The 24,034-nt window shown below is 61.3% G+C and carries 25 protein-coding genes; 13 read left to right on the forward strand and 12 right to left on the reverse strand.

Annotated features, from left to right (window positions below; genetic code table 11):
- Position 1: 1 nt before the first annotated feature.
- Together ACW9HX_RS10035 and ACW9HX_RS10040 are read right to left on the reverse strand one after the other, a co-directional pair.
- A complete protein-coding gene (locus tag ACW9HX_RS10035) occupies positions 2–298 on the reverse strand; it encodes a hypothetical protein (RefSeq protein ID WP_457380468.1) in 297 nt (98 codons plus the stop codon).
- 28 nt (positions 299–326) lie between these two features.
- Entirely contained in the window at positions 327–590 is a 264-nt protein-coding gene (locus ACW9HX_RS10040) for a DUF2790 domain-containing protein (protein WP_457380469.1), read from the reverse strand.
- A gap of 307 nt (positions 591–897) precedes the next feature.
- On the opposite strand from ACW9HX_RS10040, the gene ACW9HX_RS10045 reads away from it, so the two are divergent.
- The 5 genes from ACW9HX_RS10045 to ACW9HX_RS10065 all read left to right on the forward strand — a co-directional run bounded on the left by ACW9HX_RS10045 (position 898) and on the right by ACW9HX_RS10065 (position 6,377).
- A complete protein-coding gene (locus tag ACW9HX_RS10045; RefSeq protein WP_085708690.1) occupies positions 898–1,638 on the forward strand; it encodes a response regulator in 741 nt (246 codons plus the stop codon).
- On the forward strand, positions 1,635–2,942 hold the full coding sequence (locus tag ACW9HX_RS10050) for a sensor histidine kinase (protein WP_457380470.1): 1,308 nt from the start codon (positions 1,635–1,637) through the stop codon (positions 2,940–2,942). The genes ACW9HX_RS10045 and ACW9HX_RS10050 overlap by 4 nt, the downstream gene beginning before the upstream one ends.
- A gap of 37 nt (positions 2,943–2,979) precedes the next feature.
- Positions 2,980–3,108 carry a hypothetical protein gene (locus tag ACW9HX_RS10055; protein ID WP_457380471.1) on the forward strand — a complete coding sequence of 43 codons (129 nt, stop codon included), beginning with the start codon at positions 2,980–2,982 and terminating at the stop codon, positions 3,106–3,108.
- A gap of 64 nt (positions 3,109–3,172) precedes the next feature.
- A complete protein-coding gene (locus tag ACW9HX_RS10060) occupies positions 3,173–5,356 on the forward strand; it encodes a hypothetical protein (protein WP_457380472.1) in 2,184 nt (727 codons plus the stop codon).
- Complete coding sequence (locus ACW9HX_RS10065; protein WP_457380473.1) at positions 5,343–6,377, forward strand: NAD(P)/FAD-dependent oxidoreductase; 1,035 nt, start codon at positions 5,343–5,345, stop codon at positions 6,375–6,377. The genes ACW9HX_RS10060 and ACW9HX_RS10065 overlap by 14 nt, the downstream gene beginning before the upstream one ends.
- A 5-nt stretch (positions 6,378–6,382) precedes the next feature.
- On the opposite strand, the gene ACW9HX_RS10070 is transcribed toward ACW9HX_RS10065, so the two are convergent.
- A complete protein-coding gene (locus ACW9HX_RS10070; RefSeq protein ID WP_457380474.1) occupies positions 6,383–7,132 on the reverse strand; it encodes an HvfC family RiPP maturation protein in 750 nt (249 codons plus the stop codon).
- Positions 7,125–7,964, reverse strand: coding sequence for an HvfB family MNIO-type RiPP peptide maturase (locus ACW9HX_RS10075; RefSeq protein WP_457380475.1), 840 nt, complete (start codon positions 7,962–7,964; stop codon positions 7,125–7,127). The genes ACW9HX_RS10070 and ACW9HX_RS10075 overlap by 8 nt, the downstream gene beginning before the upstream one ends.
- Positions 7,965–9,308: 1,344 nt before the next feature.
- On the opposite strand from ACW9HX_RS10075, the gene ACW9HX_RS10080 reads away from it, so the two are divergent.
- Both ACW9HX_RS10080 and ACW9HX_RS10085 read left to right on the forward strand, forming a co-directional pair.
- Complete coding sequence (locus ACW9HX_RS10080; RefSeq protein WP_457380476.1) at positions 9,309–10,355, forward strand: class I SAM-dependent methyltransferase; 1,047 nt, start codon at positions 9,309–9,311, stop codon at positions 10,353–10,355.
- Between the two features lie 80 nt (positions 10,356–10,435).
- A complete protein-coding gene (locus ACW9HX_RS10085; protein ID WP_457380477.1) occupies positions 10,436–11,278 on the forward strand; it encodes an NAD-dependent protein deacetylase in 843 nt (280 codons plus the stop codon).
- A 236-nt stretch (positions 11,279–11,514) separates the two neighbouring features.
- Here the strand turns inward: ACW9HX_RS10085 and ACW9HX_RS10090 are convergent, their stop codons facing one another.
- Complete coding sequence (locus ACW9HX_RS10090) at positions 11,515–12,405, reverse strand: LysR substrate-binding domain-containing protein (protein WP_457380478.1); 891 nt, start codon at positions 12,403–12,405, stop codon at positions 11,515–11,517.
- Between the two features lie 221 nt (positions 12,406–12,626).
- Here ACW9HX_RS10090 and ACW9HX_RS10095 point away from each other — a divergent pair, with 221 nt between their 5' ends.
- Genes ACW9HX_RS10095 through ACW9HX_RS10105 form a run of 3 tightly spaced genes read left to right on the forward strand, consistent with a single transcriptional unit; the run spans position 12,627 to position 15,208 of the window.
- On the forward strand, positions 12,627–13,325 hold the full coding sequence (locus ACW9HX_RS10095; protein WP_007956274.1) for a CoA transferase subunit A: 699 nt from the start codon (positions 12,627–12,629) through the stop codon (positions 13,323–13,325).
- Between the two features lie 24 nt (positions 13,326–13,349).
- The gene (locus ACW9HX_RS10100; RefSeq protein ID WP_007956272.1) at positions 13,350–14,015 is read left to right on the forward strand and encodes a CoA transferase subunit B; all 666 of its coding nucleotides are present in this window, start codon (positions 13,350–13,352) and stop codon (positions 14,013–14,015) included.
- Between the two features lie 11 nt (positions 14,016–14,026).
- Positions 14,027–15,208: an acetyl-CoA C-acetyltransferase gene (locus tag ACW9HX_RS10105; RefSeq protein WP_085733159.1), complete on the forward strand. Its 1,182-nt coding sequence runs from the start codon at positions 14,027–14,029 to the stop codon at positions 15,206–15,208.
- A 130-nt stretch (positions 15,209–15,338) separates the two neighbouring features.
- Here ACW9HX_RS10105 and ACW9HX_RS10110 read toward each other — a convergent pair whose 3' ends face one another.
- Positions 15,339–16,037, reverse strand: a complete 699-nt coding sequence (locus ACW9HX_RS10110) for an NADPH-dependent F420 reductase (RefSeq protein WP_457380479.1) — start codon at positions 16,035–16,037, stop codon at positions 15,339–15,341.
- Positions 16,038–16,055: 18 nt separating this feature from the next.
- On the opposite strand from ACW9HX_RS10110, the gene ACW9HX_RS10115 reads away from it, so the two are divergent.
- Positions 16,056–16,949, forward strand: a complete 894-nt coding sequence (locus ACW9HX_RS10115; RefSeq protein WP_457380480.1) for a LysR family transcriptional regulator — start codon at positions 16,056–16,058, stop codon at positions 16,947–16,949.
- Here the strand turns inward: ACW9HX_RS10115 and ACW9HX_RS10120 are convergent.
- A complete protein-coding gene (locus tag ACW9HX_RS10120) occupies positions 16,946–18,265 on the reverse strand; it encodes an Nramp family divalent metal transporter (RefSeq protein ID WP_457380481.1) in 1,320 nt (439 codons plus the stop codon). The genes ACW9HX_RS10115 and ACW9HX_RS10120 overlap by 4 nt on opposite strands.
- 76 nt (positions 18,266–18,341) lie before the next feature.
- On the reverse strand, positions 18,342–18,881 hold the full coding sequence (locus ACW9HX_RS10125; protein ID WP_457380482.1) for a chalcone isomerase family protein: 540 nt from the start codon (positions 18,879–18,881) through the stop codon (positions 18,342–18,344).
- 147 nt (positions 18,882–19,028) lie between these two features.
- Between ACW9HX_RS10125 and ACW9HX_RS10130 the strand changes: the two genes are divergently transcribed.
- Positions 19,029–19,802, forward strand: coding sequence for a hypothetical protein (locus ACW9HX_RS10130; protein WP_457380483.1), 774 nt, complete (start codon positions 19,029–19,031; stop codon positions 19,800–19,802).
- Positions 19,803–19,888: 86 nt separating this feature from the next.
- Positions 19,889–20,455, forward strand: coding sequence for a hypothetical protein (locus ACW9HX_RS10135; protein WP_457380484.1), 567 nt, complete (start codon positions 19,889–19,891; stop codon positions 20,453–20,455).
- Between the two features lie 3 nt (positions 20,456–20,458).
- On the opposite strand, the gene ACW9HX_RS10140 is transcribed toward ACW9HX_RS10135, so the two are convergent.
- The 4 genes from ACW9HX_RS10140 to ACW9HX_RS10155 all read right to left on the reverse strand — a co-directional run bounded on the left by ACW9HX_RS10140 (position 20,459) and on the right by ACW9HX_RS10155 (position 23,951).
- Positions 20,459–21,175 carry an alpha/beta hydrolase gene (locus ACW9HX_RS10140; protein WP_457380485.1) on the reverse strand — a complete coding sequence of 239 codons (717 nt, stop codon included), beginning with the start codon at positions 21,173–21,175 and terminating at the stop codon, positions 20,459–20,461.
- A gap of 67 nt (positions 21,176–21,242) precedes the next feature.
- Entirely contained in the window at positions 21,243–22,355 is a 1,113-nt protein-coding gene (locus tag ACW9HX_RS10145) for a succinylglutamate desuccinylase/aspartoacylase family protein (RefSeq protein WP_457380486.1), read from the reverse strand.
- A gap of 126 nt (positions 22,356–22,481) precedes the next feature.
- Positions 22,482–23,261 (reverse strand): ABC transporter substrate-binding protein, encoded by a 780-nt coding sequence (locus tag ACW9HX_RS10150; RefSeq protein WP_011333505.1) that lies wholly within the window; start codon positions 23,259–23,261, stop codon positions 22,482–22,484.
- 255 nt (positions 23,262–23,516) lie between these two features.
- Positions 23,517–23,951 carry a rhodanese-like domain-containing protein gene (locus ACW9HX_RS10155; RefSeq protein ID WP_457380487.1) on the reverse strand — a complete coding sequence of 145 codons (435 nt, stop codon included), beginning with the start codon at positions 23,949–23,951 and terminating at the stop codon, positions 23,517–23,519.
- Positions 23,952–24,034: the final 83 nt, after the last annotated feature.

The raw sequence follows: 24,034 nt of genomic DNA on the forward strand, positions 1-24,034 counted from the left end.
GTCAAGCGTTCTGGCTGTCCAGCCATTGGCTCTGCGGGGTTCGGCTGGCGCCGTTTTCAGCGACCATCTGGCCTTGCGGTGTATGGCTGGAGCCGTCTGCCGCGACCATCTGCCCTTGCGGCGTGCGGCTGGCGCCGTCGGCGGCGATCAAGGCATCGCTGCCCTGTTTGGCCACCGGGCTCAATTGAAAGCAGGTGCTGCCGGCGCAGCTATTCTGTTCGACGGCGCTGTTGGCATGCGCCGCGACACCGGCAAACGAGAAGGCAATGGCGGTCAAGAAACGCGATACGTTGTTCATGGCAATCTTCCTTTAAGTGGGTGGCGGATCAGTTCTGGTTGTCGCAGCCGTCAGCGAATTTGCTGTAGTCGAGAACGCGGGTCTGACCGGCCGAATCGAGGTAGGTCATGCGGGCGTCGACGATGCCGCAGGTCATCGATTTGTCCTCTTTCATCGAGATCACTTTCTGGATGTCCAGATGCGTGCCGTAGGTGTAGGTTTGCGGAGCGACAACCGCTTCGGCTCGGGCCGACAGGGTGCAGATGTTCAGGGCGGCAAACAGGCAGGCGGCGATTACGGATTTGTTGTTCATGGCAATTTCCTCAGGGCTTCAATGGGTAGGTCGTTGATTGAGCCGAGGCGCCGTGGTGTGCCTCGATGGAGCTCATTTAAAGCTCGCGAGGTATCCCGTCTGTGTCGGGAAATGGCAGGTATAAATCGCTACGTATCTCTGGTGCCGGAGGATACACAGCGATACAAAACCCTGAAAAAATCGTGTTTTTGCGTCCCCGTGTATCCGTCGTTGCGCCAGATACACTGCAATACAAAGGCAGGCAGGCGAGCCCGCGCGGGCTCTATAGACTGCGAGACATTCCCCCACTTGATAGAGGTTTGGCTCCATGGATCATGTCGATCACATTCTCATCGTCGACGACGACCGCGAGATTCGCGAACTGGTTGGCAATTACCTGAAGAAGAATGGCCTGCGCACCACCGTGGTCGCCGATGGCCGGCAGATGCGCAGCTTTCTGGAAGCCAACACCGTCGACCTGATCGTGCTCGACATCATGATGCCGGGCGATGACGGCCTCCTGCTGTGCCGCGAATTGCGCGCCGGCAAACACAAAGCCACGCCGGTCTTGATGCTCACCGCCCGCAACGACGAAACCGACCGCATCATCGGCCTGGAAATGGGCGCCGACGATTACCTGACCAAACCCTTCGCCGCCCGTGAGCTGCTGGCGCGGATCAACGCCGTGCTGCGCCGCACGCGGATGCTGCCGCCCAATCTGGTGGTCACCGAAAGCGGCCGTTTGCTGGCGTTCGGTCGCTGGCAGCTCGACACTTCAGCCCGGCATCTGCTGGACACCGACGGCACCATGGTCGCCCTCAGCGGTGCGGAATATCGTTTGCTTCGGGTGTTCCTCGATCATCCGCAACGAGTGCTGAGCCGCGATCAACTGCTCAACCTGACACAGGGCCGTGACGCCGATCTGTTCGACCGCTCCATCGACCTGCTGGTCAGTCGTCTGCGCCAGCGCTTGTTGGACGATGCCCGCGAACCGGCTTACATCAAGACCGTGCGCAGCGAGGGTTATGTGTTCTCGCTACCGGTCGAAATCCTCGGAGCCCCCGCATGACGTTTGCCCTGCACTGGCCGCGCACGCTGGCCTCTCGGTTGTCGCTGATTTTCCTGATCGGTTTGCTGCTGGCCCAGGCGCTGTCGTTCGGTGCGCAGTATTACGAGCGATATGAAAGTGCGAAAAACACCATGCTCGGCAACCTGGAAACCGACGTTTCGACCTCGATTGCGATCCTCGATCGCTTGCCGGCCGAAGAGCGTCCGATGTGGCTCGAACGCCTGGCCCGGAACAACTACGGTTACCTGTTGAGCGAAGGCGAACCGGGCACTCCGATCGGCCCGGGCGAAGTACCGATTGCCGTCACCTCGATCACCGATGCCATTGGCGAGAAGTACCCGCTGACCTTCACCGACATTCCGGGGCCGAAAAAGCACTTTCAGGGCCACCTGCGCCTGAGCGACGGCAGCCCGGTGACCATCGACGTGCGACCTTCGATGGTGCCGTTGTCGCCGTGGTTGCCCGTGGTATTGCTCGGGCAACTGGCGCTGATGATTGCCTGCACCTGGCTGGCGGTGCGCATCGCCATTCGCCCCCTCACCCGTCTGGCCAACGCGGTGGAAACCCTCGACCCCAACGCCCATCCGATCAATCTGGACGAACAAGGCCCGAACGAAGTGGTCTACGCCGCCCGTGCGTTCAACACCATGCAGGCGCGCATCGCCGCGTACTTGAAAGAGCGCATGCAATTGCTGGCAGCGATTTCCCATGACCTGCAAACCCCGATCACCCGGATGAAACTGCGCGCCGAGTTCATGGACGATTCGGCGGAAAAGGACAAGCTGTGGAACGACCTCGGCGAGATGGAGCATCTGGTGCGTGAAGGCGTGGCGTATGCGCGCAGCATCCACGGCTCGACTGAAGAGAGTCGGCGCACCAACCTCGATTCGTTTCTCGACAGCCTGGTGTTCGACTATCAGGACATGGGCAAAGAGGTGCAACTGAGCGGCAAGAGTGACGCGGTGATCGACACGCGCCCCCACGCCCTGCGCCGGGTGCTGGTCAACCTGACCGACAACGCACTGAAATTCGCCGGGGCTGCCGAATTATTGGTCGAACGCCAGAGCAACAGCCTCTCGATCAAAATCATGGATCGAGGCCCTGGCATTGCTGAAGAAGAACTAGCCCAGGTAATGGAACCGTTCTACCGCGTGGAAAACTCGCGCAACCGCAGCACTGGCGGTACCGGGCTGGGTCTGGCGATTGCCCAACAACTGGCGATGGCGCTGGGGGGTTCGCTGAATCTGAGCAACCGTGACGGTGGCGGATTGTGCGCGGAGCTCAGGTTGCCACTTCATTCGTGATGTCTGTTTAAACAACGCCGACCAGCGAATGTCCGGGATGACATCGCGCAAAGTCGGCGGCTACACCCTTCTCGGAAATGGCCGACTGTTTTTGCCCGATGTCGAACTTTATCGTTTGGTCACCACCGCCGCGATGACCACCGTTGGTCGCGACTGTCAGTTCTGACAGTCGCGATCGTCAACGGATTGATGTGCGATGGCCCCTCGTACAACCGTACTGTGGAGCGCACATGAGTCTGCTCGAATCCGTAACACGAACCTGTCAGCGATTGGCTCCAGGCGGCTGGCATTCGCTGTTGCTGGCGCACGGCCTGGATCTTCTGGCGCCGTCGCTCAAGGCTGAACTGCTCAAACCACTGACCATCGACCGGACTCTCGCAGGTTTTGAGGACTTTTGCCCCGACGGCTACCGCGCCATAGAGCCTGCCCGGCCCGCACAAAGCCTGCTCTACCATGCGCTTGCTTCACCGCAAGTCACGACCGACGAGACCGGACTGCAACTGCGGACTTTTCCGACCCTTGCTGAAATCGAGGCAGTTCTGAACTACGTATTCGGCATCCAGCCAACCACGCTCCACGACCTGCTGCAACAGGCTCAAGGTGCACCACTGTCGGTGGCAGTGTTCGCCAGCGAGTACCGCTGTGCCGCCGACACGGTTCACGGCCAGCATGCCGATCTGTGTTTCTCCCGCACCGGGATCGCCCGAACAGGCACCGCTGAAGCCCGCTATGACGAACGACTGCGGTGTTTCCTGCCCTTCGTCGACAATGATGCTCGCGGGATTCGGGTGATGCCGGTGCATTACAGCGCCTACATTGCGGTGCAGCTCAAGGGTGATGACGAGCGTTTCAAGCCTATGGACTTTCAGTCAGGGCTGGATGACGGGCTGGATTTCCAGGTGCCAGTACACAAACTTTTCAGTGGCTCCGAGTGCCTGTACGGGCTGGAACTGCCCCTGACGCTGGATAACTATCAGATCAACGAAAAGATCCGTCATGTCCACTTGCGCCACAGCGGCACCGGCTGGCAAGAGCCAGAGATATCCGAGCATCCGTTCATCATCACCAAAGGCCTTGCACGTTGGGCAACGCCGCTTGAACCGGGACTCGGCATTTTGTCCCCTGAACCCAAGCCACATCTGGTCGAGCTGGCCCATTACAAGGGGCAAGCACTGTCCTTCATGATGCCGGCCAACACCGGAGGGATGGTCCATGGCCGTCACAAAGTAGGGGACGATGGCCAGATCGAAGACCTGAATGATCGCGAGGATGTTGCCGAACTGGTCAAACAAGGTGGCTATCGCGCTCTGCATTATCAGGATGGCACCGCTGACGGTTATGTCCGGGCAATCTGTCCGCCCCTGACAGACACCCTGCCATCGAAGGCTGCCTACTCGGTCATCGGCGCCACGGATTACTTTCCGTTTTGCCATCAGCGACGGCTCCTGCACTGGGTGAAAGAGGAGCCTGCCTTTTCCAGCGCCGACATCTGGCATGCGCGGCTGGAAGCCTTATCGAATGTGCGTTACTGCGCGAACCTGAGCTTGAAAGATCAGCCCTTCACGCCTGAGGATCGCGGCATCACGGCCATTGTGGAGTTAATGCGCAAACCGAAACCGCGTCGCGGCCCTGGCATCCCGCGGCCCTCGCCCCCGCGCCCCTCTTCGTTGCCGGACGCTGCCGCCGGGATTTTTGGCCCGGGCTGGGAGGTGGGTCGGGTCCGTCAGCAAGACGCGGATGGAAACTGGATTGACACGCTGGCCGGTTATCAGATGGCCAGCCCCTTTTGTGAAGACAAGCGCATCTGTGCAGCGCTCGGTTCCTACTGGCCAGGCGTTGCGCCGGACTCCGCCCGCACCTTCGAACCACGCTCCAGCTTGCACACCATCATCCCGCTGACTGATGCGGAAACCGGCACAGGCGGTGTCGCCTGGGACAATCAGCCCGCCCCGCAGCTGATACACGACCAAGGCAAGACCTTCGTCCGTTACCACACCTACGCGTTCAGCGACTACACGGGTGTGGCTCTTGCCAACGGTTTTTCGCTGAGCCTGACCGGCCAGATCACCCAACAGGCGTATCAGGACCGCGTGCTCTCGATGTACCGCGTTTACACCGTACTTGGAGCCGGCGACAACCCAGCCCTGCGCAACCGCTGGCCATTACTGTCTTTTCTCCTGGTGCAACGTCCCGATGCGGAACTCGACATCGCGCAACAACAGTCCGGTGTCATGTTGAACGGATGGGTGCATCGCTACCAGATGTACAGGCGCGGAGCGGTGAGCCAGCCTGCTGCCAACTTCAAATGGCGGGATGTGGAGGTCGAGGAACAAGTGAGTCTCCTGGTTAGCGCCAAAGTCATGCTGATCAAGTACGGCAACGCTGTCTGGCAGCTCGCACTTGAATCGGTTTGATGCATTGGTGATCGGTGCAGGCCCGGCAGGTTGTGCGGCGGCGATCGGCTGTGCGCAGCGCGGCTTGCGGGTTGCGCTGATCGAGCGGCAACGATTTCCCCGATTCCGCCCCGGAGAAAGTCTGCACCCCGGCATCGAACCGTTGCTGGAACAGCTTGGCGTGGCCGAACAACTGTGTAGCCACCATGCCTTGCGCTTCGAAGGACACTGGATCCAGTGGAATGGTCCACTGCAGTTCATCGGATTGGGTGGCGATGACAACGGCCCCTGGCGCGGCTTTCAGATCGCCAGGGCCAGACTGGATGCGACGCTGCTGCAACAGGCAGCGGTTCTGGGCGTTACGGTGTACCAGCCGTGCCGGGCGCGCCAGGTGCTCTCGCGAGATGATCGCGTGATCGGAGTGGAAACCGACGCCGGCCTCCTGTTTGCTCCTTACCTGATCGATGGCACTGGTGGGGCGGGCTGGTTGGGTCGACAACGACGGATCGCAGTCAGAAGCTGCTCGCCGCCGTTGATCGCCTGTTTCGGATATCACGAGGGCAGCCTGCACCCCGATGAAAAGGCACCTCGATTGTCGGCCGATCCTGATGGCTGGACCTGGCTCGCCCAGGTTGAGGAGCAGCGGCTGCACTGGACGCGCCTGACATTCGAAAAGCGGAAATGCTCTTCAGCGACGATTCCCGAACGGCTGCAAACATTGCCACAATCGGCTCCGATCCGCGGCGCCGACGTCACTTGGCGCCTCAGCACGGCGTCCGCCGGGCCGGGTTATTTCATGGTGGGCGACGCCGCCAGCCTGCTCGACCCAGCCTCGTCACATGGCGTACTCAAAGCGTTGATGACTGGCATGCAGGCGGCACAAACCGTGTCCGACTGTCTCCGGCAACCGGCATGGGAAGATGCCGCGTGCCAGCAATACAGCCAATGGGTGAACGTGTGGTTCGAGCGAGACTCGGCACAACTGCGCAACTTCTACAGCCTGCATCCCTGTCCACCCGAATGGCTGTTACCCGAGAGCTGAGCCGACTACACCACGCCCAACACACCGTCCGCATGCATCTGCCGCAACAACGCCAATCCACTGTCCATGAATGATGCTGTTCCCGGCAAACCAGCCTCTTTCGCCAGCCCTTCCAGTTGCTCGCGACCACTCAGTGACGGGAACTCGCCGATGCGCTGCAACAAGCGCCACGCAAGCGGGCTCAGCTCGGAGAACTTCACACTCCAGTCCACCACACGCCGTACCAGCAACAAGGTCGGCTGGGCCGGTGGCATGGCGGGTTGATGGTCCGGCCCGAGCATTTGCACCGGCCACGCATACGCCAGTGGCCAGGCCAGCGCCGAAACCTGCAGTGGCCGCTCCAGCAGCAACCCGGGATCACTTGCCGGCAGCGGTTCGGCGTCGGATTGCTGTAACACCATCTCCACCCACTCGTAATGCGCCAGCTCCACCAGAAACGCCGGCCACTCGCCCGCACTCAGCACAGTGGGTTCCGAGGCGAGGTAACCGACAAACTCCTCGGCGATCTCGCCGAATTTCGGCGTCTGCGCCCGGTAGTCCCGCAAAAAGCCGCGAATCAGTGCGCGCCATCGCTGATCGCCGATGATCCGGATCAGCACCGGAAACGTTCCGCTCAGCAGTTGCGAGACGTTATTGAACACCAGATCGCGATAGACATTGACCCGCGCCGCGTTCATGTCGGCGGGGGCCTTCTCGCGCTCGGGATCGCGCAGGTAGCGCGTCAGGGCCCGTTGTTGCTGCTCAAGGTTATCCACGCTGGTCTCCTTGATTCTGCAAGCGGCGAATGGTCTGCAACTCGGCCACCAGTTCGGAGAAGGCCGGGAAGTTGAAGTCGCGTTCGAGCAAGGTCGGCTGCGCACCAAACCGTGCATAGGCGTCTGCCAGCAACGACCAGACCACAGGTTTCACCGAGGCGCCGTGGGTATCGATCTTCAGCGTGTCGGACTCGTCGAAATGCCCGGCCACATGCATCCCGACCACCCGGCCCGGCTCGATCCCGATCAGAAACGTCTGTGGGTCGAAACCGTGGTTGATCGAGTTGACGTAGACGTTGTTGACGTCCAGCAGCAGGTCGCAATCGGCTTCGCGCAGCACAGCGTTGGTGAAGCTCACCTCGTCCATGTCCTGCCGCGGCGCGGCGTAATAGGAAACGTTTTCCACTGCCAGACGCCGGCCGAGGATGTCCTGGGCCTGACGAATCCGCGCAGCTACGTGGTGCACGGCCTCTTCGGTGAACGGCAATGGCAGCAGATCGTAGAGATGACCGTCGTCGCTGCAATAGCTCAGGTGTTCGCTGTAGAGCGGCACGTTGTAATGATCGAGAAACACCCGGACTTCCCGAAGGAAGTCGACGTCCAGCGGCGTCGTTCCGCCGAGCGACAACGACAGGCCGTGACAGGACAAGGGATAACGCTCGGCCAGTTCACGCAACGCGGCACCGTGGGCGCCGCCGACGCCGATCCAGTTTTCCGGGGCGACTTCGAGAAAGTCGAAATCACCGGTGCGAGCGGCTTGGAGGTCCTTCATCAAGCCGCGACGCAGGCCGAGCCCGACGCTGGCCTGTAAGGTGGGGTGGGGAGTCTGCATGGGCAAGATCTCTGCTGAGGAGCCGCCGGGCGTGGCGACTGAGAGACTCAGTTAAACCGGCGGTTGTATCGCGGCTGTGTGGGCAATGCGCGGGAAGTTGCAGGTTTTGTATCGGCGGTGGGTCTGTACACAATGGGATACAGACCCACTGCCTTCTTCGTGAGCGGCATGCCTACTACCAAACAGGCGACGCTCGAAGCTCGCCCCGATTCCTGACAGTCCGAAGAGTTCAGAGCTTCCGGATGACACCTACAGATGCCGACGAAATGCCCTACATTCGCACAAGAATCAGCTGATTGAATTATCATTTTTGACAGATTTATGAGGCAAAAAAAACCCGCACCAGCCGAAACTGACACGGGTCTTCCCCCACATCAACGACCCTTACTTCAGATCGTCAAAGTGGTCTCGCAGGAACTCGTAAAAGCGAAACGCTTTCAACAATCTCCATACGAGGCTCAACGTACGCAAAAAAAGCTTCATACGTTTTGGCCTCCAAGGTTGGGGGCCAAACCTCCAGCGCACTTACCGGATCGCGCGTGCCTTTGGAAGAACACGCCAGTACTTCCGGTGAGGCGGCCGGTTGAAATCCCTCCGAAACATCATTCCGGCACGGATGCAAAACCGTGTCAGAGGGCGTGAAACCGTTAGGCCACCAGCCAAACCCTACCGCTGCACCAGGGTGTGAGCGCGCGCATGTTAACCTAGAATCGCAGGTGGTAAGTCTCGGCCAAGTGATTCTCAAACGAAAGAAGCGCGTCTTTTGTAAACTGTTATTTCTGTCAGTATCTTTCTCCGACATCAAGTACTGAAATCACTGCCCAGTGATCTCTGATACACCTACTCATGGTGGGTAAAAATTACGTTGCAAGGATAGGAAAAGCTCAATAACATGACCTCCACGCCAGTGCTTCCGGTGAGACGCACTAAGCCTCAGCCGCAACCTGAGGCTTGCTAGAAAACCGCCCCGCAAGGCGGTTTTTTTTTCGCCTGCCGTTTGCTCCTGGCGGACATGGGCCGGCGCTCTGTCTTGGCCTCAAAAAGCGAAATCGCCCTGAGTCGCATCGTTTCGAACAGGACAGGAAGCGTCGGCGGAAAATTCGGGAGCCCACGCCAGGCTGGTCTCTGTATCCACGCACCGTCGCGATACACAACGATTCACAGCCTCGAAATGCACGCAGCCCACTCCCACCGGCACCAACACCGACTAGACTCAATCAGTACCCAGTCGAGGGGGACGCAGGACAGCAGTTTCGCCCTGCCCGTTTCCACGACCACCGCCCGGTGGTGAATGCCTCGACCCCCATCACCACCGGACTGTGATCCTTGACAGGAGCACATGACATGGACGAGGCCAGACTCAACGAGTTCATGGGCAAACTGGTCAACGACATGGGCGGCGCGGCGATGCTGGCCAATGTCATCGTCGGCGAAGAACTTGGCTTGTATAAAGCCATGGCCGACAGCCAGCCGGTCTCCCCGGAAACCCTCGCCGAAAAAACCGCCTGCAACACCCGACTGGTCCGCGAATGGCTCAGCGCCCACGCGGCGTCCGGCTACATGGAGCACCTGGACGGCAAATTCCGCCTGCCGGAAGAACAGGCGATGGCCCTGGCCAAGGAAGATTCGCCGGTTTACGTGGCTGGCGGCCTCGGCGTGGTGGCGTCGTTTTTCCACGACAAGGACAAACTGGTCAAAGCCATGCGCGGCAATGGCGCCCTGCCCTGGGGCGATCACCATCCGTGCATGTTCACCGGCACTGAACGGTTCTTCCGCCCCGGCTACAAAGGGCATTTGATCGCCGAATGGCTGCCGGCGCTGGACGGCGTGGTGGCCAAACTCGAAGAAGGAGCCAAGGTGGCTGATGTCGGCTGCGGTCACGGCGCCTCCACGGTGATCATGGCCCAGGCGTATCCCAACTCGCGTTTCGTCGGTTTCGACTATCACGCGCCCTCGGTGAGCGTCGCCACTCAGCGGGCCGAAGAAGGCGGAGTGAGCAGCCGGGCGAGGTTCTTCCAGGGCACGGCGAAAAGCTTTCCCGGCGATGACTACGACCTGATCTGCTACTTCGACTGCCTGCACGACATGGGCGACCCGGTGGGCGCGGCGCGGCATGCCTACGACTGCCTGAAGGACGATGGAACCGTGTTACTGGTTGAACCCTTTGCCAACGACACACTGGACGACAACATCAATCCGGTCGGCCGCTTGTTCTATGCCGCCTCGACGTTCATCTGCACGCCGAACTCGCTGTCTCAGGAAGTGGGCCTGGGGCTCGGTGCGCAAGCCGGCGAGATGCGCTTGCGCAAAGTGTTCAGCGAAGCCGGGTTCAAGCATTTCCGGCGGGCGACGCAGACGCCGTTCAACCTGATTCTGGAGGCCCGCAAGTAAACGTCGGCACCGGGCGCCTCCATAAGAGGCGCCCGGCAGTGCTAACCTGCAAGGCACTCACAGCCTGCGGAGCGCTGACCATGCTCGACCGCCCCTTCCACGAACATCTCGATTACCTGCAACAGGCCATGGCCGACGGCGATTTCGTAGTGCTGACCGGCGCGGGCATCAGCACACCGTCGGGCATCCCGGACTACCGCGACACCAACGGCGTGCGCCGCGGCCGGCAGCCGATGATGTATCAGGAGTTTCTGTCGGCGCCGGAGTCACGCCGTCGCTACTGGGCCCGGGCGATGCTCGGCTGGCCGCGTGTGCGCCAGGCGCAACCGAACGCGGCCCACGAAGCACTGGCCAGCCTGCAAAGCCATGGCCGGATCGGCGGATTGATCACCCAGAATGTCGATACCTTGCACGATCAGGCCGGCAGCCACGATGTCATCGAACTGCACGGCAGCCTGCATCGGGTGCTGTGCCTGGATTGCGGTCAGCGCAGCAAGCGGGATTCGATTCAGCAACTGATGGAAACGCAAAACCCGTATCTGGCGGGTGTCGACGCCGTGCAGGCGCCGGACGGCGATACCCTGCTTGATCCGGCCTTCGAGGCGCGTTTCCAGGTGCCGCATTGTCCTCACTGTGAGGGCGAGCGGATGAAGCCGGACGTGGTGTTTTTTGGCGAGAACGTGGCGCAGCCGACGGCGGCTCGGGCCATGGCGGCAGCGGAAAATGCCGCCGGAATGCTGGTGGTCGGCTCGTCGTTGATGGCGTATTCGGCGTTTCGCCTTTGCCGGGTGATTGCGGATCGGGGCAAGCCGCTGATTGCGATCAATCTGGGGAAGACGCGGGCGGATGAGTTGCTGGATTTGAAGATTGAGGCGTCTTGTGAGGCGTTGTTGCCGCTGTTGGCTCAGGCGATGAATGGTTGATGCTGTGAGAGTGATGTCCGAGTGGCGATCACCCCTCACCCTAGCCCTCTCCCAAGGGAGAGGGAACTGACCGAGTTGTACTTTCGAGGGACATCGACCTGAATCACCGAGTCGAACTCAAGAGTTAAAAAGCTTGAATCCATAATCGACTCGGTGCTTCAGGTCGATGTATTTAGAAATACGACTCGGTCGGCTCCCTCTCCCTCCGGGAGAGGGCTGGGGTGAGGGAATGGATTTCAGAGACAGCCCAAATCCTCAGCCTTGAGAATGTCAAAAAGCACCTGCGCCGCCGCCGACAATTCATTCCCGGAATCAGTCAACACGCCAATCGCCCGCTCCACCACCGGCTCATGCAATGTCAGACACCGCGCCCCCAACTCCCTCATCTGCTCCGCACACAACGCCGGCACCGCACTGACGCCCAGCCCGCTGGCAACCATGCGCCCGACCGTCGCCAGTTGATGGCTTTCAAACTCCACCGGCAGTTTCATGCCCCGGGCCTGCAAATGTTCCTCCAGCATCACCCGCACCGTGGACGGTCGTTGCAGGGTGATGAACGGTTCCTGCAGCAAGGTCTGCCAGTCGATGTCGGTGCGCTGGGCCAGCGGCGAATCCTGCGGCACCACCGCAACGAAGCGATCCTTATAAAGAGGGGTGAAGGTCAGCGAGGTGCTCTGCATCGGCTCGAACGCCACGCCGAGTTCGACCTGACGATCGCGGACCATCTCCAGCACCTGTTCGTTGATCACGTCGTTGACCGTCACGTTGACGTTCGGATAGCGCGCGCGGAAGGTTTTGAGGATCGGCGGCAGCAGGTTGCCGGCAAACGATGGCATCGCCGCCAGCGTCACTCGCCCCCGTTGCAAGCTGAAGCGCTGGCGCATTTCGTCTTCGGCGTTGTCCCAGTCGGCGATCAGGCGCCGGGCCAGCGGCAGCAGCGATTCACCTTCCGGCGTCAGCGCAACGTTGCGCGTATTGCGGCTGAACAGGCGTCCGCCCAGCCCCTCCTCCAGCGCCTTGATGGTCAGGCTCAGCGCCGATTGCGACAGGTGCAGACGCTCGCAGGCCACGGCGAAGCTCAGGCTCTGGGCCACGGCGAGAAAGGCGCGGATCTGCTTGATGGTCATGGTCGTATGGCTCCAACGGCTAAGCTGAACATCCACCCGCCAACGACGGCGAGCATTTCTTGATCCTGCCCACGCTCCTGCGTGGGAACAGAGAACCAAGCCAACTGTTGAGCTTTATCAATCAATCAACCTTAAAAATCAACTTAACAAATATATCCACCAGCGAGACACTCCAACCATTCGGCTAGCCAGCCGCCCGACAAACAATAAAAGAGGTGCATATGGCAGGTTTCGACAAGCGCGTGTATTCCTACGAGGAAGCCATGGCAGGCCTTGAAGACGGCATGACCGTGATCGCCGGCGGCTTCGGCCTGTGTGGCATTCCGGAAAACCTGATCGCCGAGATCAAGCGCAAAGGCACCCGCGACCTCACCGTCGTCTCCAACAACTGCGGCGTTGATGGCTTCGGCCTCGGCGTGCTGCTGACCGACCGCCAGATCAGCAAAGTGGTCGCCTCCTACGTCGGCGAAAACAAACTGTTCGAAGAGCAACTGCTCAAAGGCGACATCGAAGTCGTCCTGACCCCGCAAGGCACCCTCGCCGAAAAAATGCGCGCAGGCGGCGCCGGCATCCCGGCGTTCTTCACCGCTACTGGCGTCGGCACCCCGGTTGCCGAAGGCAAGGAAGTGCGTGAATTCCACGGTCGCAAGTACCTGATGGAAGAGTCCATCACCGGTGACTTCGCTATCGTCAAAGGCTGGAAAGCCGACCACTTCGGCAACGTCATCTACCGCCACACCGCCCAGAACTTCAACCCGCTGGCCGCCACCGCCGGCAAGATCACCGTGGTCGAAGTCGAGGAAATCGTCGAACCCGGCGAACTGGATCCGGCACACATCCACACGCCCGGCATCTACGTCGACCGGGTCATTTGCGGCACGTTCGAAAAACGCATCGAACAACGCACCATCCGCAAATAATCCAGGCTGACGGAGAACAAGAACATGGCACTTACCCGCGAACAAATGGCTCAACGCGTCGCCCGCGAAATGCAGGACGGCTACTACGTGAACCTCGGCATCGGCATTCCGACCCTGGTTGCCAACTACATCCCCGAAGGCATGGAAGTCATGCTGCAATCGGAAAACGGCCTGCTCGGCATGGGCCCTTTCCCGACTGAAGACACCATCGATGCCGACATGATCAACGCCGGCAAACAGACCGTGACTGCGCGTATCGGCGCATCGATCTTCAGCTCCGCCGAATCCTTCGCAATGATCCGCGGTGGCCACGTCGACCTGACCGTGCTCGGCGCGTTCGAAGTGGACGTACAAGGCAACATCGCCTCGTGGATGATCCCCGGCAAACTGGTCAAGGGCATGGGCGGCGCGATGGACCTGGTGGCCGGCGCCGACAACATCATCGTGATCATGACCCACGCGTCCAAGGACGGTGAGTCCAAGTTGCTGAGCCAATGCAGCCTGCCGCTGACCGGTGCCGGTTGCATCAAGCGCGTCCTGACCGACCTCGCCTACCTGGAAATCGAAAATGGCGCTTTTGTCCTCAAGGAACGCGCACCTGGCGTCAGCGTCGAGGAAATCGTCGCCAAAACCGCTGGTAAACTGATCGTCCCGGATCACGTACCGGAAATGCAGTTCGCTGCCGAGTGAGGAATTCGAAAATGCAAGACGTCGTCATTGTTGCCGCCACGCGTACCGCGATCGGCAGTTTCCAGGGATCGCTGGCCACCGTCTCCGCCGTGGACCTGGGCGCAGCGGTCATCCGCCAGTTGCTTGAGCAGACCGGTCTGGACGGTGCTCAGGTCGATGAAGTGATCATGGGCCAGGTGCTGACCGCCGGCGCCGGCCAGAACCCGGCGCGCCAGTCGGCAATCAAGGCCGGCCTGCCCCACGCCGTGCCGGCCATGACCCTGAACAAGGTCTGCGGCTCGGGCCTCAAGGCCCTGCACCTCGGTGCACAGGCGATCCGTTGCGGCGACGCGGACGTGATCATCGCCGGCGGCCAGGAAAACATGAGCCTGGCCAACTACGTGATGCCGGGCGCGCGCACCGGTCTGCGCATGGGTCACGCGCAAATCGTCGACACCATGATCAGCGATGGCCTGTGGGATGCGTTCAACGACTACCACATGGGCATCACCGCCGAGAACCTGGTCGAGAAATACGAGATCAGCCGTGAGCAGCAGGACGCCTTCGCTGCCGCGTCGCAACAGAAAGCCGCCGCTGCCATTGAGGCCGGTCGTTTTGTCGATGAAATCACCCCGATCCTGATCCCGCAGCGCAAAGGCGATCCGGTAGCGTTCAAGGTCGACGAGCAGCCTCGCGGCGACACCACCGCCGAATCCTTGGCCAAACTGCGTCCGGCCTTCAAGAAGGACGGCAGCGTCACCGCCGGCAACGCTTCGTCGCTGAACGACGGCGCCGCTGCCGTCATCCTGATGAGCGCCGAAAAAGCCAAGGCCCTGGGCCTGCCGGTGCTGGCGAAAATCGCTGCGTATGCCAACGCGGGCGTCGACCCGGCGATCATGGGCATCGGCCCGGTGTCGGCCACCCGCCGCTGCCTGGACAAGGCCGGCTGGAACATCGGCCAGCTGGATCTGATCGAAGCCAACGAAGCCTTCGCCGCGCAATCGCTGGCGGTGGCCAAGGATCTGCAATGGGATCTGGACAAGGTCAACGTCAACGGCGGCGCCATCGCTCTCGGTCACCCGATCGGTGCATCGGGCTGCCGTGTGCTGGTGACCCTGCTGCACGAAATGATCAAGCGCGATGCGAAAAAGGGCCTGGCGACCCTGTGCATCGGCGGCGGTCAGGGCGTGGCCCTGGCGCTGGAACGCGCGTAAGCGCGTAAGCGCGTAAGCGCGTAAGCGCAAAACAGGCACAACAGCGGGCGGCGGATCCACGACATCCACCACCCGTTGGCAACAAACCCGGTGCGACTCACGTCGCACCGGGTATTTTTTTGCCTGAGCGTCAGGCGAACTTCACCAGATTCAGCACCGGCAACGGCCCGCCCGGGAACTGCACCAGCCGCGCACCCACGCTCAACTCGCCCAGATCGATACCGAAGAAGCCGAGCTGATCGATCAGCGCGCCCACTTCAGCCTTGGCCTGCGCATCATCCCCCGACAGAAACAGCACACGCTTGCCACCCTCCGACGCCGGGTCCGCTTCCAGCAAACGCGCCAGCAAATGGTTGAACGCCTTGACCACCCGCGCGCCCGGCACCCATTCAGCGAAGACTTCGCTGGACGGGCGACCCTGCAAATCCACAGGTTTGAACGACGGCGCTTCAATCGAGTTGTTGGCATCGATGACGATCCGCCCGCCAAAGTCCGGCAACCCGGCCAGCGCCGTCGGCAGTTTCGACCAGTTCACCGCGACCAGTACGATGTCCTGGGCGGCGGCTTCTTCACGGGTGACGGCGCGGGCGGTCGGGCCGAGTTCTGCGACCAGATCAGCCAAGGTCTCCGGCCCGCGACTGTTGGCGATGACCAACGGGATGCCCTGCCGCGACAAGGCTTTGGCAAACGCTGAACCGATGGCGCCAGCGCCGATGATTCCGATAGTGCTCATGGTGTTCTCCAGAAAGTTTGGTAAGACTCGAAACCAATCTTGCGCTTGCCATTCCCACTTGATTAGCCGGTAATGCCTTGAATGATCTTCAAGCATTGCTATCAGGTCGCAACCATGGAAACACTCGCCAATCTTGAATCCTTCGTCCGCAGCGCCGAAACGGGGAGCTTCTCCGCCGCCGCTCGGTTGCTGGCGCTGACCCCGGCGGCGGTCAGTCGCAACGTGGCAATTCTTGAACGCAATCTCGGCGTGCGGCTGTTTCAGCGTTCGACCCGCAAGCTGTCGCTGACCGAGGCCGGTGAAGGTTTTCTCGCGAGTATCAGCGGCAACCTTGACGCCTTGCAGGCCGCGATTGCGACCGTGGCGACCGAGCGCGGCGAGCCGGCAGGCGTGCTCAAGATCAGCCTGCCACCGACATTCGGTATCGACCACGTGCTGCCGCTGCTGCCGGAATTTCTGGCGCGCTATCCGTTGATTCGCCCGGAATGGCACTTCGAGAATCGTCAGGTGGATCTGATCGCCGAGGGCTACGACGTGGCAATTGGCGGCGGCTTCGAGCTGACGCCCGGCGTGGTTTCCCGGCGACTGGCGTCCGCTGAAATAGTGGCAGTGGCCTCACCGGCCTATCTGGCCGGGCGCGCCCTGCCCCGGCATCCGACAGACCTCGCCGACCACCAGGGCATTGTCATGCGCGGCCTGCGCACCGGGCGCATCCGCCAATGGCAGATGCACAACGGCGCCGGCGAACAGGCCAGCGCCCTGCTCAATTCGAACATCGTACTGAATGACCCTATGGCCATGCGCAAGGCAGCATTGCTCGGCCTGGGCGTGACAATGCTGGTGTTGCCCGATGTCAGCGTGCAGATCGAGCGCGGTGAACTGGTGCGGCTGTTACCCGACTGGCAGTGCGATGCCGGAGCGATCTCGCTGTACTACCCGAGCCGCACCTTGATGCCGGCCAAGACCCGGGTGTTCATTGATTTTGTGGTTGACGCCTTCGGTCGCTAGGCGGCCATCTGCAGAATCAACCAGGCGTTCGCCCCGCTAATCACCACAAACAGTCCCCACGCCAGAATCCGGGTGGGCCAGCGATTCACAAACGGCCCCATCAGTTGTTTGTCGTTGGTCATGCGGATCAGCGGGTACAGCGCAAACGGCAATTGCAGGCTCAACACCACCTGGCTCAGTACCAGCAGCTTGCCCACAGCGCCGTCGCCCATCAGCCACACGCCGATGAACGCCGGGATCAGCGCCAGCCCACGGGTAATGAGGCGCCGCTGCCAGCAGGGAATCCGCAGGTTCAGATAGCCTTCCATGATCACTTGCCCGGCGATGGTGCCGGTGAAGGTCGAACTCTGCCCCGACGCCAGCAACGCCACGCCGAACAGCACACTGGCCAGCGCGCCGCCCACCAGCGGATCAAGCAAGTGATAGGCGTCCTGAATGTCCACCACGTCGGAATGTCCGGTTTGATGGAACGCTGCCGCCGCGAGAATCAGAATCGCCGCGTTGACCAGCAACGCCAGCGCCAGCGAGCCAATGGTATCGATGCGCGCCAGGTTAACAGCGTCCTGTTTGCTCGCCAGGTCCTGGCCGATCAGCCGCGTCTGTACGATCGAGGTATGCAGGTACAGGTTGTGCGGCATCACTGTGGCGCCGAGGATACCGATGGCCAGATACAGCGGAGCCGCATCGCTGATCGCCGACAGTGACGGTTTGAAACCCTGGGCGACGTCCGGCCAGTACGGTTTGATCAGCAGCAGTTCGACAAAAAAGCACACGCCGATGGTGCCCACGAGCACCAGCATGATCGCTTCCAGCCGCCGGAAGCCACGGTTCTGCAAGGCCAGCACCAGTAACGTATCGAATGCGGTCAGGGCGATGCCGAACGTCAGCGAACAACCCAGCAACAGGTGAAACGCCAGCGCGCAGCCCAGCACTTCCGCAAGGTCGGTGGCTATGATCGAGATTTCCGCCAGCATCCATTGCAGCCGCGCCGTCGGAGTGCTGTAGCGTTCACGGGACAACTGCGCCAGATCGCGCCCGGTGGCGATGCCCAGCCGCGAACACAGGCATTGCACGACCATGCCCGCCAGACTCGCCAGCAACACCACGAACAACAGGCTGTAGCCGAAGCGTGAACCCGCCTCGATCGCCGTGGCCCAGTTGCCCGGATCCATGTAGCCGATCGACACCAGCAATCCGGGGCCGGCAAAACGCAGCACGCGTTTGAAGAACGAGGCATTCGGATCCACCGGGACACTGCCGGCCACTTCCGGCGGGCAGAACGGCGCGGTGGCGATTTTGGGCAAGCTGAATTTCACGCACACATCCAGAAACAAGTCGAAAGGCGCAGCTTAGACGTTTCAGTCGACGCGCCCAAGCGCCGAAGTGCTGCGCTCAGGGTTTGGCGGTGCCGAGCAGTTGCTGACGCAACTCGGGGCTGCGGGTGCGAGGATCGAGCCAGATATCGAAAAACGCCCGGGCGAACAACGGGTCATCGATCTCGTGCTGCAACTGCTGGCCGACAAAAAACCGTGCACCCTGCCCCGGCAGATACACCCCGGTGATCCGCGTGCCGGCCTGGACGTCGACGAACGATTGCTGCATCTGGGCTTGCCACACGGCCAGTTGCGCCGGGCTGATGGAGGACCCGGCCAGACGCTTGATCTCATCGACACTGGCCTTCACCAGATCATCGCGAGACACATTGCGCCGGTAGATCAATTCCAGGGCGAAGGGCTGACCTTCGGCCAATGGCCGCGCAGCACTCCACAACCGAGCGTTGTAGACGTCGAATCCGAACACACTGAATTCGCCGGTACCGATGATTTGCGCACCGGGCACCGCGTCCTGCCAACTGGCCCAGGTCGGCGTCAGCAACAGCGCCCACAAGCCGATTCCGCAACATCCACGCAACACCTTCGGTGTTCTGCTCATCGCGGCATCGACTCCGGTAAACCCTGATAGTCAGAGCATAGTCGGCTATCACGCCCGACACTTTGTATACATGTTTTGCGCACATGTGCAGCAATCCATTAGCGACAATGCTAACGTGGCCGTCACTGACCTGATGGAGACACCTGCGTGCTGATCCTCAAACTGCTGCTGATTCCCGGTTTCCTGCTGCTGATCTCCCTGGCTGGCAAGCGTTGGGGGCCCAGTGTAGCCGGGTGGCTGTCGGGGTTGCCGGTGGTGGTCGGGCCGATTCTGTTTTTCCTCGCCATCGAGCAAGGGCCGGCGTTTGCCGCGCAATCGGCCGTTGCGGCGCTGTCAGCCATGTTTGCGATGATCGCGTTCTGCGTCACCTACGCGCAGGTTGCGCAGCGGGCGAACTGGCCGTTGGCGCTGGTTGTTTCTTTATCGGTGTGGGCCGCGCTGGCGCTGATCCTGTCGCTGATTCCTGCGTCGCTGCCGTTCTCGGTGGCCGCCGCCGCAACCGCCCTCCTCGCCGCGCCGTACCTGTTTCCCAAGGTTCAACCGGTGGTCGGCGGCCCGGCGCCGAAGTCGGACAGACTGATCTGGCGGATGATTGCCGGGGCGGCATTGACGCTGGTGGTGACGATGCTGGCCAGCACCGTCGGCGAGCGCTGGAGCGGATTGCTCGCGGTGTTCCCGGTGTTGGGCAGCGTGATGGCGGTGTTCTCCCAGCAGACGCGCGGCCCGGCCTTCACCGCCGCGTTGCTGCGGGCGACGGCCACGGGGATGTATTCATTTTCGGCGTTTTGTCTGGTGCTGGCGCTGACGGTCCCGAGTCTGGGCTTCGGCGGCTTTGTCGTGGCAGTGGCCGTTTCGGTGGCGATGCTGGGTGTCACCCGGCAATTGCTGGCCAAACCGGCGCCTGCGCCGTCGACGAACTGAACCCGCCCGGACAAACCGCTCTGGAGTGCCGGGCATGCTCCGTGGGATGATCGCCGCCCAAGCGCGACCATCCCTCGGAGATTCGAATGTCATTGCTTAGCAAGAAAGCCGTCGTCCTGTTGCTGGCGGCGGTGGCCGGTTTCGGCGCCATCAATGCTCAGGCGGCCAAGGCCAAGGACAAAGCCCCCACCGAGAAAGTCTCGATGCTCGAAGGCAAACTCAGATTTGTCCTGCCCAAAGGTTTCGTCGGTGACCCGCTGCCGGCCGGCCCGACCGGTGCCAAAGGCACGATGTTCACCAACGACGCCACCAAGACGGTGGTCATCACCGCCGAAAACCAGATTCCCGAAGGCAACAACGTCAAGGACAACGACAGTGCGTTCCTCGACGGCACCGTGTCCGATTTCATCGAAGCCCAGCGCAAGGCGCTGCCGGACTTCAACAAACTCAGCGAAAAGAGCCTGACCCAGAAAGGCAATGGCCTGGGCCTGCGTCAGGTCGACAGCACCGCTACCCAGGGTGGCGGCCAGACTCTCAACACCACGCTGATCGCAGGTTCCGGCACGCACATGGCGCTGGTCCAGGTGATTTCCCGGGCCAGCGACAAGAGCGGTCACGATGCGCTGGTGAAAACCATCCTCAGCGAAAAATGATCCTCAAGGGTTAAGTCGCTGCAACCAGTCGTTCAGATCCCGAAGCTCGGCCGCGCTGATGCTGTGGCCGACGCCGGGATAGGCATGGAACGCCGGTTTGTAGTCCAGCTTCTCCAGCAGTTCCTTGGCCGCTGTCGCGCCACTGTAGGGGACTCGGTCATCCGCCGTGCCATGGCCGATGAAGATCGCCAGTGGCGGATGCTGTTGCTCTGACTTCAGCTCGCTTTTCAGCACCGGCAACACCCGCCCGCTCAACGCGGCGATACCACCGACAGCCGCCGGCTGCCGCAGTCCCACTTCGTAGGTCATCATCGCGCCCTGGCTGAAACCGATCAGGTACACCTTGTCCGGTTGGGCGTGGTATTTCTGCGCCGCCGCGACGATAAAGGCTCGCAACTTCTGGCTGGCGACCTTCAGATCATCGGTCTCGCCGTTGTAGGCACCTTCGCCCTTCTTGCGAAACCACTGGAAACGCCCTTCCCCCAACGCCATCGGCGCCTGCACCGACAGGTAGTTGTACTGCGGGGGCAGCTGAAATTTCATGCCGATCAGATCGGCTTCGTTACTGCCGTAGCCGTGCAGGAACACCACCAACGGACGCTGTTCGGCGTCCGGGTGAACCTGGGCAAGGTAGTTGAGCGGCAGATCGGTTTGCAGCGAGGTTTGAGCATGGACGGCGCTGGACGCCAGGAGGGTCAACAGAGCAAACACCTTCAACATAAGCCTTCCTTCACACAGTGCAGGGTTCGGGGCAGAGCCTAACACTGTGATCCGGAAGATGGGGTCATCAGTCGTTGATCAGCTTGCCCGCCCGAATCGGCTCGCGCCCCGCCACTTTCGCCTGCCAGGTGCCCGGCTGGGTGTAGCGTCCACGGTCGATGGCAAACAGTACGCCACTGGTGCCGGCGCGCACGGTGGTCACGCGATCCTTGAGCGGATCGACCACTTCGAACAGCGCATCGCCGCGCTCGACCCATTCCCCGGCATTGCGCAGGAAGCTCACTACGCCATGGTGCGGGGCGAACAGGTATTCGGTGCCTTCGAACGGCATGCCTTCACAGCATTCGTCCGGTGCCTTCGGCCATTCGCCGCTGATGAAGCCCTGCTCGGCCAGGAAGCCCAGAATTGCCTCGCAATTGGCCTGGGCCTGGTCGACCCGGGTGTCGCCCATGCTGCCCAGTTCCAGGGTGGTGGCGAGGTTGGCCGGCGGGATCGCCGCCGCCGGGAACATCCGCGCCAGTCGCAGCCACGGCGTGGAGCACGATTCATCGAACGAACTGCCGCCGGAGTCTTCACACAGCAACGCCACGCCAGCCTTCAGGCGTGCGGCCAGTGATTGCCACTGCGGCCAATGTTGCGGCAGCGCATAAATGTGAATCGCGGCGTCGAAATCGCAATGCAGATCCAGCGTGACATCGGCATCGCAGGCGTGGCGCAGCAACAGACGATGCAGCGCCTCCAGTTGTGAGGCCGGGGTCGGCAGCTCGTCGAGTACCTGGCCCATGGTCTGACGGATCAGCGCGATGTTGGCCTGAGCATCGCTGCCCAACTGATCGCCGATGCGCTCGGCCACCGGAGCGCTGAGTTCGACGAAGGAGCGGTTGAAGTTCTTGCCGCTCGCCAGCTCGAAGCGGCCCATGTGACTGCCTTGCAGGTGTTGATCGAGGCCGATGGGGTTGGCCACCGGCACCAGTTCGATCACACCTTGCAGCCGGCCTAGCTGTTCCAGTTCGTTAAGGCGTTGCTTGAGTTCCCACGCGGTGCGCATGCCCGGCAGCTCATCGGCGTGCAGGCTGGCCTGGATGTAGACCTTGCGCGGGCCGGCGCCATAACGGAAGACGCTGAGGGAACGTTCGCTGCCCAGGTGGCTCCAGGGCAGAACATGATCGATGCGTTGCATGGGGAACTCCGGAAATTCTGTAGTCGCTGCTAGACAGCGACTGCATTGAAAATGTGCTGACAGGATAAATCACAGGCGAAAAAAAAGTGGCCACCGCGTCAACGGGGCCACTTTTTTTACGGCGTATTAATGGCCGTACACGTCAAAGTCGAAGTACTTGTCCTGCACTTGCTTGTACTTGCCGTTGGCGCGGATTTCGTTGATGGCGGTGTTGAATTTCTCTGCCAGCTCGGTATCACCTTTACGCACTGCGATACCGGCGCCGCCGCCGAAGTATTTGGCGTCTTCGTAGGTCGGGCCGACGAATTCGAAGCCTTTGCCGGCGTCGGTTTTCAGGAAGCCGTCGCTCAGGTTGACCGAGTCGGCCAGCATCGCGTCGATACGACCGGACACCATGTCCAGGTTGGCTTCTTGCTGCGAGCCGTAACGCACCAGCTCGATGCCGGCCGGCACCAGCACTTCGGTGGCGTAGCGATCGTGGGTACTGGCACGCAGCACGCCGACTTTCTTGCCTTTGAGTTCGGTCAGCGGGTCTTTCACGCCGGAGCCTGCCTTCATCACGAAGCGCGCCGGGGTGTGGTAGTACTTGATGGTGAAATCGACGTTTTTCTTGCGATCGTCAGTGATGGTCATCGAGGACAGGATCGCGTCGATCTTCTTCACTTTCAGCGCCGGGATCAGGCCGTCGAATTCCTGCTCGACCCAGGTGCATTTGACTTTCATCTGCTCACACAGCGCATCGCCGATGTCCACGTCGAAACCGGCCAGTTTGCCGTCAGGGGTTTTCATCGAGAATGGCGGATAACCGGCTTCGATACCGATACGGATCGGTTTGGCGTCTTCGGCCACGGCGGTCAGGGACAACATCGACAGTGCCAGGGCACCGAACATAACCAGCTTTTTCATTTATTACTCCCGTGCGCGGAGGCTTTTATTGGCAGCTTTCGATTGTCAGGTTCGGCCTTGGGCTATGGAGCGCAAAGAAACCGAAGTGGCCGGCAGTCTATGGCGGCGCGCACGGGGCAAATTGTGTTTAAGCGACAAATACTTACAGAAAATCGGCGAGTGACATCACGTGGGAAAAGTGTGCGCCAGAGCGGTGCAAGGGTTGTAGGACAAAGCCGATAAAAGTTGCCGCCGACGGCGGCAACTCACTGAGTATCAGCAATCACAGGCAACCGGGTGGATCGCGGCTCGCGGTGCCGCGACACTCAATTCGAAGCCTTCATCGAGCCACCCGGTCACCCCGCCGATCATCTCCTTGACCGGGTAACCCAGCGCCGCCAGTTTCACCGCTGCCTTGTTGGCGCCGTTGCAATGAGGCCCGGCGCAATAGACCACGAACAGTGTGGAGGTCGGGTAGTTCGCCAGCGCTTCGACCGTCAGCAGACGCCCCGGAATATTGATCGCACCCGGCACATGGCCGCGCTCGAAGGCCAGCGGCCCGCGCACGTCAACCAGAACGAAATCGACCTCGCCCGCCTCATGGCTGCTGAAAACGTCGGAACAATCGGTTTCGAAGGTCAGACGGTTGCTGAAATGCATCAGGGCAATCGCCGAAGGTGCTGCGGGAATTTGGCGAACCAGGCTGGGCATGTGGTGTTGCTCCTACGTCTGTGAAGGGATGAACAGACTTTATCGAGCCGCCGCTTGCCGCTACAGTGGCGCACAAGACACTC

The organism is Pseudomonas sp. SDO52101_S400 (assembly GCF_054071635.1).

What these genes read in the sequence shown, in the direction of transcription:
- ACW9HX_RS10035 (WP_457380468.1), bottom strand. Translation starts at nt 298, where the DNA reads ATGAACAACGTATCGCGTTTCTTGACCGCCATTGCCTTCTCGTTTGCC.
- ACW9HX_RS10040 (WP_457380469.1), bottom strand. Translation starts at nt 590, where the DNA reads ATGAACAACAAATCCGTAATCGCCGCCTGCCTGTTTGCCGCCCTGAAC.
- ACW9HX_RS10045 (WP_085708690.1), top strand. Translation starts at nt 898, where the DNA reads ATGGATCATGTCGATCACATTCTCATCGTCGACGACGACCGCGAGATT.
- ACW9HX_RS10050 (WP_457380470.1), top strand. Translation starts at nt 1,635, where the DNA reads ATGACGTTTGCCCTGCACTGGCCGCGCACGCTGGCCTCTCGGTTGTCG.
- ACW9HX_RS10055 (WP_457380471.1), top strand. Translation starts at nt 2,980, where the DNA reads ATGACATCGCGCAAAGTCGGCGGCTACACCCTTCTCGGAAATGGCCGA.
- ACW9HX_RS10060 (WP_457380472.1), top strand. Translation starts at nt 3,173, where the DNA reads ATGAGTCTGCTCGAATCCGTAACACGAACCTGTCAGCGATTGGCTCCA.
- ACW9HX_RS10075 (WP_457380475.1), bottom strand. Translation starts at nt 7,964, where the DNA reads ATGCAGACTCCCCACCCCACCTTACAGGCCAGCGTCGGGCTCGGCCTG.
- ACW9HX_RS10080 (WP_457380476.1), top strand. Translation starts at nt 9,309, where the DNA reads ATGGACGAGGCCAGACTCAACGAGTTCATGGGCAAACTGGTCAACGAC.
- ACW9HX_RS10085 (WP_457380477.1), top strand. Translation starts at nt 10,436, where the DNA reads ATGCTCGACCGCCCCTTCCACGAACATCTCGATTACCTGCAACAGGCC.
- ACW9HX_RS10090 (WP_457380478.1), bottom strand. Translation starts at nt 12,405, where the DNA reads ATGACCATCAAGCAGATCCGCGCCTTTCTCGCCGTGGCCCAGAGCCTG.
- ACW9HX_RS10095 (WP_007956274.1), top strand. Translation starts at nt 12,627, where the DNA reads ATGGCAGGTTTCGACAAGCGCGTGTATTCCTACGAGGAAGCCATGGCA.
- ACW9HX_RS10100 (WP_007956272.1), top strand. Translation starts at nt 13,350, where the DNA reads ATGGCACTTACCCGCGAACAAATGGCTCAACGCGTCGCCCGCGAAATG.
- ACW9HX_RS10105 (WP_085733159.1), top strand. Translation starts at nt 14,027, where the DNA reads ATGCAAGACGTCGTCATTGTTGCCGCCACGCGTACCGCGATCGGCAGT.
- ACW9HX_RS10110 (WP_457380479.1), bottom strand. Translation starts at nt 16,037, where the DNA reads ATGCTTGAAGATCATTCAAGGCATTACCGGCTAATCAAGTGGGAATGG.
- ACW9HX_RS10115 (WP_457380480.1), top strand. Translation starts at nt 16,056, where the DNA reads ATGGAAACACTCGCCAATCTTGAATCCTTCGTCCGCAGCGCCGAAACG.
- ACW9HX_RS10125 (WP_457380482.1), bottom strand. Translation starts at nt 18,881, where the DNA reads ATGAGCAGAACACCGAAGGTGTTGCGTGGATGTTGCGGAATCGGCTTG.
- ACW9HX_RS10135 (WP_457380484.1), top strand. Translation starts at nt 19,889, where the DNA reads ATGTCATTGCTTAGCAAGAAAGCCGTCGTCCTGTTGCTGGCGGCGGTG.
- ACW9HX_RS10140 (WP_457380485.1), bottom strand. Translation starts at nt 21,175, where the DNA reads ATGTTGAAGGTGTTTGCTCTGTTGACCCTCCTGGCGTCCAGCGCCGTC.
- ACW9HX_RS10145 (WP_457380486.1), bottom strand. Translation starts at nt 22,355, where the DNA reads ATGCAACGCATCGATCATGTTCTGCCCTGGAGCCACCTGGGCAGCGAA.
- ACW9HX_RS10150 (WP_011333505.1), bottom strand. Translation starts at nt 23,261, where the DNA reads ATGAAAAAGCTGGTTATGTTCGGTGCCCTGGCACTGTCGATGTTGTCC.
- ACW9HX_RS10155 (WP_457380487.1), bottom strand. Translation starts at nt 23,951, where the DNA reads ATGCCCAGCCTGGTTCGCCAAATTCCCGCAGCACCTTCGGCGATTGCC.